This window comes from Sphingomonas sp., from assembly GCF_048594985.1.
Classification (GTDB): Bacteria; Pseudomonadota; Alphaproteobacteria; order Sphingomonadales; family Sphingomonadaceae; genus Sphingomonas_I.
In genome coordinates, this window is sequence record NZ_JBMDXG010000163.1 from 1 (window position 1) to 9,922 (window position 9,922).

General features: G+C 69.2%; 8 protein-coding genes and 2 pseudogenes. 1 reads left to right on the forward strand and 9 read right to left on the reverse strand.

Translation table 11 applies throughout. The features are described 5' to 3' along the window. The 9 genes and pseudogenes from ACOJSF_RS06240 to ACOJSF_RS06280 form a co-directional block, all read right to left on the reverse strand. Positions 1-473: pseudogene (locus ACOJSF_RS06240) on the reverse strand (type VI secretion protein); the annotation flags it as partial. Next, positions 473-1,219, reverse strand: a complete 747-nt coding sequence (locus ACOJSF_RS06245; protein WP_420141359.1) for a TrbG/VirB9 family P-type conjugative transfer protein — start codon at positions 1,217-1,219, stop codon at positions 473-475. The pseudogene ACOJSF_RS06240 and the gene ACOJSF_RS06245, both read right to left, overlap by 1 nt. Next, entirely contained in the window at positions 1,216-2,430 is a 1,215-nt protein-coding gene (locus ACOJSF_RS06250) for a type IV secretion system protein (protein ID WP_420141360.1), read from the reverse strand. Before ACOJSF_RS06250 ends, ACOJSF_RS06245 begins: the two co-directional genes overlap by 4 nt. Continuing rightward, positions 2,427-4,829, reverse strand: a complete 2,403-nt coding sequence (locus ACOJSF_RS06255; RefSeq protein ID WP_420141361.1) for a VirB4 family type IV secretion/conjugal transfer ATPase — start codon at positions 4,827-4,829, stop codon at positions 2,427-2,429. The genes ACOJSF_RS06250 and ACOJSF_RS06255 overlap by 4 nt, the downstream gene beginning before the upstream one ends. Before the next feature lie 10 nt (positions 4,830-4,839). Beyond that, complete coding sequence (locus tag ACOJSF_RS06260; protein WP_420141362.1) at positions 4,840-5,121, reverse strand: type IV secretion system protein VirB3; 282 nt, start codon at positions 5,119-5,121, stop codon at positions 4,840-4,842. A gap of 4 nt (positions 5,122-5,125) precedes the next feature. After that, positions 5,126-5,434 carry a TrbC/VirB2 family protein gene (locus ACOJSF_RS06265; protein WP_420141363.1) on the reverse strand — a complete coding sequence of 103 codons (309 nt, stop codon included), beginning with the start codon at positions 5,432-5,434 and terminating at the stop codon, positions 5,126-5,128. 1 nt (position 5,435) lies between these two features. Continuing rightward, the gene (locus ACOJSF_RS06270; protein WP_420141364.1) at positions 5,436-6,038 is read right to left on the reverse strand and encodes a lytic transglycosylase domain-containing protein; all 603 of its coding nucleotides are present in this window, start codon (positions 6,036-6,038) and stop codon (positions 5,436-5,438) included. Between the two features lie 93 nt (positions 6,039-6,131). Beyond that, positions 6,132-8,750, reverse strand: a complete 2,619-nt coding sequence (gene ligD, locus ACOJSF_RS06275; protein WP_420141365.1) for a DNA ligase D — start codon at positions 8,748-8,750, stop codon at positions 6,132-6,134. A 105-nt stretch (positions 8,751-8,855) separates the two neighbouring features. Continuing rightward, positions 8,856-9,770, reverse strand: a complete 915-nt coding sequence (locus tag ACOJSF_RS06280; RefSeq protein ID WP_420141366.1) for a Ku protein — start codon at positions 9,768-9,770, stop codon at positions 8,856-8,858. Between the two features lie 77 nt (positions 9,771-9,847). Between ACOJSF_RS06280 and ACOJSF_RS06285 the strand changes: the two are divergent. Further along, positions 9,848-9,922, forward strand: a pseudogene (locus ACOJSF_RS06285) (pyridoxamine 5'-phosphate oxidase); the annotation flags it as partial.

Sequence of the window (9,922 nt, forward strand, 5' to 3'; positions counted from 1 at the left end):
GTCGGGGCGCCCGCCGCGACCGGCGCGGTCGTGGTGCCTCCGCTAGCGTCGAACCCCATGGTCGGCGCGCGCAGCCGCTCGGTCGCGTCGCCCAGCACGCTGTTCGGCACGGGCGCGACCGGGACGGCGGCGGGGACCATCGCGGCCGGCGCGGCGGGGGCAGGGGCGGGCGGGGCCGCCACCTGCGGCGCGGGCGCGATCACGGCGGGGGGCTGTGGCGCGGGCGCGGGCTCCTGCGACGGGGTGCGGCTCCCGCTCATTGACCAGAAGGTCGCACCGCCCAGCAGCAGCGCGATCCCGACGCCCGCCGCCATTCCAGCACCGTCGCTTTTCGCGCGGCGTTGCGCCACCACCGGGAAGGTGTTACGCGTGGCGAGCGCCAGGCTCTGCGCATCCATGTCGGCGCGCGGATCGACGTCCTGCACAGGGCGCAGAATGACGGCGGTGCTGTTCGGGGGAGACTTGGTCTGCATCAGTGGGCGCTCGTCTGCGTGGCGGTGTTGGCGGCGGTACGGATCGGTGCGCTCGGCTCGACGGTCAGGGTCGCCATCTCCTTGCCCGATCGCAGCACGAGTTGCCCCGGCACGCCTTCGACCACGACATAGTCGCCTTTGAGGCTGTAATTGACGGGCCCTTCCAGCCCCTTCACGTCGCGCACCAGGATGGCGGGCATCGGGACTTCGGCCGGCCAGCCCAGATAGACCGCCTTGCCGTCGTCGAAGACGCGCGTGGGGACGAGTTGCCGGCTGCCCGCGCTTTTCCATCGGAAATTGAGCGTGCTCGGGTCCGGCTGGGCGGGCGGAGGCGGCGCCTGCACCGCGACCACCACCGGCTGCACCGGCTTAGGCTTGTCGGGATAGGAGAAGCGCAGGACGTAGACCGGCTGTGACACCCCGTTGGCGACCAGGTCGAACAGGTAGGTGCGCTGGTCGGTCACCACCGTCATGTTGGTGCGCGCGCGCTTGACGACGGGCTTCACGAACAGCAGGTCGGCGCGCTTGTTGGGCGTGACCTGCCACATCGTGCTGTCGCCCACCGCGACGTTTTCGATCCGCTCGTCATCGCCGAACGCGATCGTCGCCTGCGTGCCGACCTGGCCCGCCACGGTGACGATGGTCGCGGGGTCGTAGCGGCGCGTGACGATCCGCGTGTCGGCGGCATAGGCGGCCGAGGCGGCGGCGAGCGAGAGTAAGGTGAGGATGGGCAATGACGGCCTCATGGCCGCTTCTCCTTGAAACTGCCGCCCCCGGCGGGGCGGAAACGGCTGCCGAGCCCGCGATTGCGATCGGCGACGGATGGGGAGGAGGCCGGCGCCGGGGCGGGCGCGGCATGGGTGATGATCGTGCGGCTGCGATGCTCACTCGCGCCGCCCGCGCTCGCGCCGTCATTGGCGGCAGCCGGCAGCGTGGCGGCGATCGCGCGCACCCGCGAGGCGTCGGCGGCCGACATAGACGTGGCGGCCGGGGCGGCGGTCGTCGCTTGCGCCGTGGCGAGCGGGGAGGGGGCGGCAATCGCCCCACCGCCGGCATCCTGTCCGGTACGCGCGTCCGACCCTGGCAGGCGCCAGCCGGCGACGATCGCCCCGGCCGCCTTCAGCGCCATTACCATCAGCGCGATGTAGACCGCCGAGAGGAGAAACAGCACGGCGACGGTGCGTCCGTCGACCTGCCCGCCCTGGTTGAGCGCGCGCACCACCGGCACCGCGAGTTCGAGCACGCCCGCGCCGAGCAGGATCGCGAACAGGGGTGCGACGGCCAGCATCACCACCGCCTTCAGCCAGCCTTCGAACAGCCCGCGCGTCCCGCCGAACAAGGCGAGGATGATGAAGATCGGGCCCAGCGCCAGCATCGCCGCCATCGCGATCCGCGCGGTGACGAGCACCCCGACCGTGCCGAGCAGCAGCATCAATGCCGATACCCACATCAGATCGGTCGGGGTGAAGCTGGCCGCGGCGCTCTGCGCGGCCTGCGCGCCTTGTGCCGGCGCCTGCGCGGGCGCACCGTTTGAGGTGGCCGCATCGGCGATGGCGTTGAACAGGACGTCGACGCGGTTGGCGAACAGGTCGGTCGCCGATCCTTTCGAGCCCAGCAGGATTGACGCGATCTGATCGGGACCGCCGATCGCCAGGCTCCACACCACCGACTGGTAGGCGACCCACGACGTGGCGAAGGTCAGCACCAGCCCCAGCGTCATCATACGCGGGGTGAGCGCCGACAGGCCGAGCGTCGTCCGACCGGTCAGCAGCCCGATCGCGAGGAAAGCGATGTAGAGCGTGAGCAGGATGGTCAGCGCGGGCAGCAGCACCCCGTCCGTCCCGAACAGGCGCGCGAACGCGACGCCGGTCGCCTCGGCCGCGCGGCAGTCGACCAGGCGAAGCGCCTGCGCGACGCCGCTCGCCTGTGTCAGGTCGAGGGCGGGGCAGCCGCTCATTCGGCCGCCTCCATCCATTCGTCGGTCTCGGGCGGGGCAGGCCACGGCGCGCCGACCAGCAGAGGATACCAGCGGCGCGGCTCGTCCCCCACTTCCGCGCGGATGCGGTCGAGGCGGCGGACGGTCGATTCACGCCCCGACAGCACGGTCAGCATGTCGGGCATGCCCGACAGATCGAGCCGCGCCACCACCGAATGGTTGGCGTGGCGGACGAGGAAGCAGCGGCTGTGCGCGGGCAGCGTGCGGATCAGCTCCAGCTCGTGCCGCGACAGGCCGAAGCCGCCGCAATATTCGTCCTCGCGCGCCTTGGCGTTGGGCGTGAAGATCATCGTCGCGGTCTGTTCGACGATCGCCGCCGAGATCCGGCTGTCGAGCGCGTCGCGCGCCGATTGCGTCGCGAAGCCGACCAGCGCGTTGCGCTTGCGCAGCGTCTTCAGCCAGTCGCGAATGCGCTGTGCGAAGACCGGATCGTCGAGCGCTTTCCAGCCTTCGTCGATCAGGATCATCGTCGGCTGGCCGTCCAGCCGCTCGTCGACGCGATGGAACAGGTACATCATCACCGGCGTGCGCAGGCGCGGACTTTCCAGAAGCGCGGTCATGTCGAAGCCGAGCGTGGCGGCGCCCAGATCAAGTTCATCCGCCGCATTGTCGAACAGCCAGGCATGCTCGCCCGCATTGATCCACGGATCGAGCCGGCTGGCGAGGTCGCCCGCCTCCGGCCGCCGCCCGCCGCCGAGCAGCTCGCGGAAATGGCGCAGCCGGCGGAAGGCCGGATCGTGGTCGTAACAGGCGTCGACCGCCTGCGCGATCGTGGCCTGCTCCTCCGGCGTTTCCGGGGTCAGCAGGCTGCCGAACCAGTCGCGCAGAAAGGCGCGGTTGGCGGCCGTATCGGGCAGGCGCAGCGGATTGAACCCCGATGGTTCGCCGGGGCTGATCCGGCTGTAATGACCGCCGATCCCGCGCAGGAAGATTTCGGCGCCGCGATCCTTGTCGAAGAAGATCGTGCGGGGCGCGAATTTCTGCGACTGCGCGGTCAGGAAGTTGAGCACCACCGTCTTGCCCGAACCCGACGGCCCGATGACGGTGAAATTGCCGAGGTCGCCCTCGTGGAAGTTGAAGAAGTAGGGCGTGGCGCTGGTCGTCTCCAGCACGGTGACCGCGTCGCCCCAATGGTTGCCGCTCGCCTGCCCGATGGAAAAGCCGTGGAGTGACAGGAAGCCCGCTGCATTGGCGGTCGATACCATGGCCCTGCGAACCAGATAGGATTCGTTGCCCGGAAACTGCCCCCAGAAGAGCGGCTCGAGATTGACGTCCTCGCGCACCGCCACCGCGCCCGTATCGGCCAGCGCGGCGCCCGCCTGCGCGAGCGCGCCGTCGAGCGCATCGAGCGTCTCGCCGCGTACCAGCAGGCTCAGATGATGGTCGCCGAAGCCGACCTGCCCCGCGCCCAGCGCATCACGCGCGCCGATCATCTCGCGCCGCTCGGCGGCCGCTTCCTCGTCGGCAGAGCGAAGGCGGCGGAGTGCCAGGTCGATCCTTTCTTTGGCGATCTGGCGGTCGGCGGGCGCGAACGTCTCGGTCAGGACGCATTCGCACGGCAGGCGCAGCAGCCCGTCGAGGATGCCCGCGCTGGTCGCGTCGGGATATTCCTTGACCGACAGCATGCCCGCGAACCGCTGCCCCATCGGCGCGCGCGTCTCGATCGCGTCGAGCCCGAAGCTCAGCCGCGCATAAGGGAGGTAATGGCCAAGATCGACGCCGTCGACCGGCGCGCGGACCGGCCGCATCTCGCCATTATACAGCGCCGACAGCAGTTCGAGCGGCTCGGAACAGGGCCCGCTCGCGCCGTCATAGCCGCCGAGCGCCCGCGCGCCGTAGGGCTGGAGCGCGGCGAGCAGCGCGGTCGCCGCCGCCTCCAGCGCGCGCAGCTCGGCCGGATCGATCGCCTCGTCGGCTTGTTTGGACAGCAGGCGGCGCAGCCGGTCCGGCCACCCCGTCTTGCCGCGCGCCGGGCGCCGAACGAGCGTCACGAACTGCTCGTTGATAAACAGCCGGCGGTCGGACAACGCCCGTCGCCAGCGCGCGTCGAGCTCGGCCGCGAGCGGATCGGCGATTTCGTTCGCCAGCTCGACCGCGATCCGCCGCCGCACGACATGGTGATAGACGACGAAGCGCGCGTCGAGCACGCTGCGCAGCATCACTTCGCGCACGCCGAGATGGTGGTCGAGCTGCGCCGAATCCTCCGTCTCGAACGACAGGCCCGGCACCTGCAGCGCGGTCATCAGCGATCCGTCGCGGAGCGCGATCACCCGATCGTTGACGAGCGCGGCATAGGGCAGGCGGTCGCCGGCCTTGGCTTCCTTGTCGCCCCATGCGGCGGCGCCGATCCATTTGGTCATCGCCCTATCCTCACGCGGAATAGCTGTTGCAGCCCCAGCGCTTCCAGTTGCGCGTGCGGGGGCAGCGGCTGACCTTGGTCAGCCAGAGGTCGAAGATGCGCGGTTCGCGCAGGCAGGCGAAATAGCCAATGCTGTGCACGATCAGCGCCACGGGCAGCGCCAGGAAGCTCCGCGTGATCAGGAACGCCTCGGTCGTGACCGCGGCGTTGATGATGAAATAGCTGTAGGTCACGCCCGCGAACATCTGCGGGCGCGTCAGCGCGCGGAACACGGGCTGGCGCTGCAGGCTCATTGTCTTAGCCGCCCATCGCGGTCGACTGGATGCCCGACACGATCGCCGATGCGCCGAACAGGATGAAGCAGCCGACGATCACCGTCGCGCCGAACCGCCAGTTCATGCGGCCCGTCAGCATCATGAAGCCGACCATCGCGACCGCGATCACCGCCACGGCGGTCGCAACGTTGCCGAGCAGGGTGCCCTGGAGCCAGCCGAGCGCGGCGACGATCGGGCCCGAGCCGTGGGGATCGCCCGCCGCCTGGGCGAAGGCGGGGGTGGACGCGGCGGCGGCGAACGCCGCCGCCACGCGCCGGATGCGAATGGACACGTCAGTTATCCTTCTTTTGAGATTGCGAGAGGTGGTCCACGATCGACGCGACATAGGCGCGCGTCTCGGGAATGGCGGGGACGCCGCCGGCCTTCATCACCCGGCCGGGTCCGGCATTGTACGCGGCCAGCGCGCGTTCGACGTCGCCGTCGAACAAGTCGAGCATCTGGCGAAGATAGCGCGCGCCGCCTTCGAGGTTGGCGCGCGGATCGGCGGCATCGACGCCGAGCGAGCGGGCGGTCGCGGGCATGAGCTGGGCCAGCCCGCGCGCGCCCTTGTTGGACACCGCGTCGTGCCGCCAGCGGCTTTCCTGCCAGACCAAAGCGGCGATCAGGCGCGGGCTGAGGTCGTAGCGGTTGGCGAGGTCCGCGACGGTTGCGGCATAGTCGGCGGGAACGTCGTTCGCTCCGGCGGGGGTCAGCGCCTCCGGCGGGATGCTTCCCTCGGCGACGACGAGAGCCTCGGCCTCGGCCGCCGGGTCGCTCCAGCGTACCTCGCCGGCGCCGCTCCGATAATGCGCGGTCCCGCCCGAATCGATTTCGATCACGTCGGCGCATGCCACGCCCGGCGTCAGCGCGAGCAGCATCGCCGCGCATCGGGCCATGCCCGCCCCCGAGTCCCATGCTCCCCGCATGGCATGCGCCGTAAAGGTGTAATATGACTCTTGTGCGACAGCGCGCGTCGGATCGGGCGCGGTCTATAAGTCGGGCAGCGCCTGTTTCGCCCGTCCCCAGTTGGCCAGCGCGCCGCTTTCCGCGCGCGCTAGAAGCGTGTCGATATCCGCGATGGTGAAGCGGGCGGCGGTGTCGATGCCCTCCAGTTCGTCCCATCCGACAGGCGCCGCCACCGGTGCGCCCGGACGCGCGCGGACGGTGTAGGGCAGCACCGCCGTGGCACCGCGCTGGTTGCGCAGCCAGTCCAGGAAGATGCGGCCCTTACGCGTCGCCTTCTTCATGTTGGCGGTGAAGCGTTCGGGATGCGCCTCACCCATCGCCTGTGCGAAGCGGCTGGCGAAATCCTTGACCGCCGGCCAGTCGCGGCTGGCGTCGAGCGGCGCGACCACGTGCACGCCCTTGCCGCCCGACAGAAGCGGCCAGGTCGCGAGCCCCATTTCGCCCAGCAGGTCGCGAAGCTGGAACGCCGCCTTTTTTACCTCGGCGAACCCTAGGCCCTCGTCGGGATCGAGATCGAATACCAGCCGGTCGGGGCACTCGACCGCATCGACCTTCGATCCCCAGCCGTGAAATTCGATCGCCCCCATCTGCACGCAGGTCAGCAGCCCGCGCGCATCATCTACGTAGAGATAGGGTTCCTCATGCCCGTCCTTTTCACGGATCGGCACATGCCGGACGGCGTCGCCGAAGCTGCCGGCGTCATGCTTCTGGAAGAAGCAATGCTTGGCGCGCCCCTGCGGGCAGCGGACGAGGCTGATCGGGCGGTCCGCCACCCATGCCAGCACGGGATCCGCCATCGCCTCATAATAAGCCGCCAGCTGCCCCTTGGTGATCCCGCTTTCGGGATAGATGACGCGATCCGGGTTGGAGATCGTGACGCCCGACGAGGGCGGTGGTGCCTTCCCCTTGGCTGGCGTAGCGCGTCGCGCGGCCGCTGGCTTCCGCTTGCTCGCGCCGCCGTCGGGCGCGGGGGCCGGCACCTCGCGCACCACGTCCGCCTCCTCCTTGTCCTCGCGCAGGCCGATGAAGCTCGGGTGCCGCAACACGCCGTCGCCGGTCCATTCGGTGAAGGCGATCTCGGCGACCAGTTTAGGGGTGATCCAATGCGCGCCGCGCACCGCCGCGCGCGGGGCCGTGACCGGCGCGGTCTTGCGCGCGAGCGGCTTCATCCGCTGCATCAGCTCCTCGATCGTCGCCATGCCGAAGCCGGTGCCGACCTTGCCGGCATAGCGCAGCGCGCCGTCTTCATGCAGCCCCAGCAAGAGCGAGCGGAATCCGCGCCCCTTGTCGCTAGGAGTCCAGCCGACGATCACCAGTTCCTGCCGGCGCAGGCATTTGGTCTTCACCCAGGCCTGCGTCCGCCGGCCGCGATAAGGCGCGTCGGCGCGCTTGGAAACGATCCCCTCCAGCCCCTCCGCGCACAGGCTGTCGAACAGTTTCTCGCCGCTGCCCGTGACATGCTCCGAATAGCGGATCGGGCCGCCTGCTCCGTCGAGATAGGTGCGCAGCCGCTCCTTGCGCTCGATCTGCGGCAGCGTGGTCAGGTCCTTCCCATCCAGTTCGAGCAGATCGAACGCGAAATAAGCGAGGTCGCCCGAGCCCTCCTTGAGGCTCGCCTGCAGCGCCTGGAAGCTCGGGTGCCCGCTTGCGTCCAGCGCCACCACCTCGCCGTCGATCAGCGCCGCGCCGGGCAGCGCCGCGCCCGCCGCGACGATCGGCGCGAACCGGTCCGACCAGTCGAGCCCGTTACGGGTCCAGGCCTTCGCTGCGCCGCCGCCGACGGCGAGCAGCGCGCGATAGCCGTCATATTTCACCTCGTGCAGCCACTGGCCACCCGCCGGGACATGATCGACTAAGGTGGCGAGCTGGGGCGCGCGGAAGTCGGGCAGCGCCGCCGCTTTCCCGCGCGCCTTACGCTTCGGCGGTGCGGTCGGCTTCACGTGGAGCGCGGCGTCGGCGGCCTTGACCGCCTCGTCGCCCAGGCCGCCATCGGGCTTGTTCGAGTCCCACGTCGCGGCCCCGTTCTTGCCCGACGCGATTTCCGCCATCGTGCGCCCGGTCGCAACCGAGGTCAGGCAGCGGTCTACGAGGTCGCCCGATCCGCCTGCAAATTCGTCCGCGATCTTGCGCAGCAGCCAGTTTTCGTGCCGCTCCTTGCCGCGCGGCTTCAGCCGGATCAGCAGCCACTCGCCCTTCATCCGCTCACCATCGAGCGTGAAGTGAAGATGCCCCTCCTCGATCGTCTTGCGCGGATCCTTGCCGGGCGTAGGCGTCCAGCTGCCCCGGTCCCACAGCATCACCGTCCCACCGCCATATTGGCCCTTGGGAATCGTGCCCTCGAACGTCGCATAAGCGAGCGGATGGTCCTCGGTCCGTACCGCCAGCCTCTTGTCGGCGGGATCGGGCGAGGGGCCGCGCGTCACCGCCCAGCTCTTCAGCACCCCGTCCAGTTCGAGCCGGAAGTCCCAGTGCAGCCGCGTCGCGTCATGCTTCTGCACCATGAAGATATTTCCGGCCGCTGACCCCAGTGCGCCCGCGGGCTCGGCGGTCTGCGCAAAGTCGCGTTTGGCGTTGTAGGTCGCGAGCAGGTCGGCGGCCGCGTCCCCACTTTTCCGCTTGGCGGGAGTGGCGCGCTTACCCACGCCCGTCGCCCCTGCGCAGGCAGGGGCCTATCTCTAGCGCGACAGGCGGTGCCGTGAAGGCGAGGGACATGGGCCCCTGCCTGCGGAGGGGTGACGGGTGGTGGGTCATCCCGCCGCTCTCTTCCGTGTCGGTGCCTTCCGCGCCGGTGCCTTTTCGTCCTTAATTGCTGTCTTCTTCGCCGAAGTCCGCTTGGCGGGCGCTTTCTTCGCCGGCGCGTCATTGGCCGCCTTGGCGCCGGGCTTTTCCAGGCTGCGCTTGAGCGCCGCCATCAGGTCGACCACGTTCGATCCGCGCGACGGGGCGGGGGCCTCGTCGTCGGTCTCGATCGTCTTGCCCTTGCGCTTGCGCTCGATCAGGTCCTTCAGCGCGTCGACATAGCGGTCGTGATAGTCGCCCGCGTCGAACTTCGCGGTCTTCTTGTCGATCAGGCTGGTCGCAAGGTCGAGCAGATCCTCGTCGGGCTTGGCGTCGCCGATGTCGCGGAAGAAGCCCGACGCCTTGTTGACCTCGTCGGCATAGCGGAGCGTTTCGAGCACCATGCCGCGCCCGCACGGCTTCAGGCTGACCACATATTCGCGCCCGCGCAGCGCAAGCTGGCCGAGGCCCACCTTGCGCGCCTTGCGCAACGCGTCGCGCAGCACGACGAACGCCTCCTCGGCCAGATCGTCCGCCGGCACGACATAATAGGGCTTGTCGTAATAGATGGCGTCGATCTCGTGCGAATCGACGAACTGGGTCAGCTCCAGCGTCTTCTTGCTCTCCAGCTTGACCGCCTCGATCTCGTCGTCGGACAGGAGGACATATTTGCCCTTCTCATACTGGAACCCCTTGACGATCTCCTCCGGATCGACCGGCCCGATGCCGGGGGCAACCTTCTCATACTTGATCCGCTTGCCCGACGGCTCGTGGATCTGTTTGAAGGCGACCGACGCGCCGCTCTTGGTCGCCGAATAGATTTCGACCGGGATCGAAACCAAAGCGAGCCGGATCTGTCCCTGCCAGTAAGCGCGCGCGGCCATTGCTTGCTCTCCTCGTTGCGAGGCCGATTCAAAGCTTGGGATGCGGACTCGTTCCGCCTATTCCACATGGCATGACGATGACCGACCCGTTCGCCCTGTTCGATGCCTGGTATGCGCAGGCGCGGGAAACCGAACTCAACGATTCCAACGCG

Coding starts and splice junctions, on each gene's coding strand:
- ACOJSF_RS06245 (WP_420141359.1), bottom strand. CDS start 1,219: ATGAGGCCGTCATTGCCCATCCTCACCTTACTCTCGCTCGCCGCCGCC.
- ACOJSF_RS06250 (WP_420141360.1), bottom strand. CDS start 2,430: ATGAGCGGCTGCCCCGCCCTCGACCTGACACAGGCGAGCGGCGTCGCG.
- ACOJSF_RS06255 (WP_420141361.1), bottom strand. CDS start 4,829: ATGACCAAATGGATCGGCGCCGCCGCATGGGGCGACAAGGAAGCCAAG.
- ACOJSF_RS06260 (WP_420141362.1), bottom strand. CDS start 5,121: ATGAGCCTGCAGCGCCAGCCCGTGTTCCGCGCGCTGACGCGCCCGCAG.
- ACOJSF_RS06270 (WP_420141364.1), bottom strand. CDS start 6,038: ATGGCCCGATGCGCGGCGATGCTGCTCGCGCTGACGCCGGGCGTGGCA.
- ACOJSF_RS06280 (WP_420141366.1), bottom strand. CDS start 9,770: ATGGCCGCGCGCGCTTACTGGCAGGGACAGATCCGGCTCGCTTTGGTT.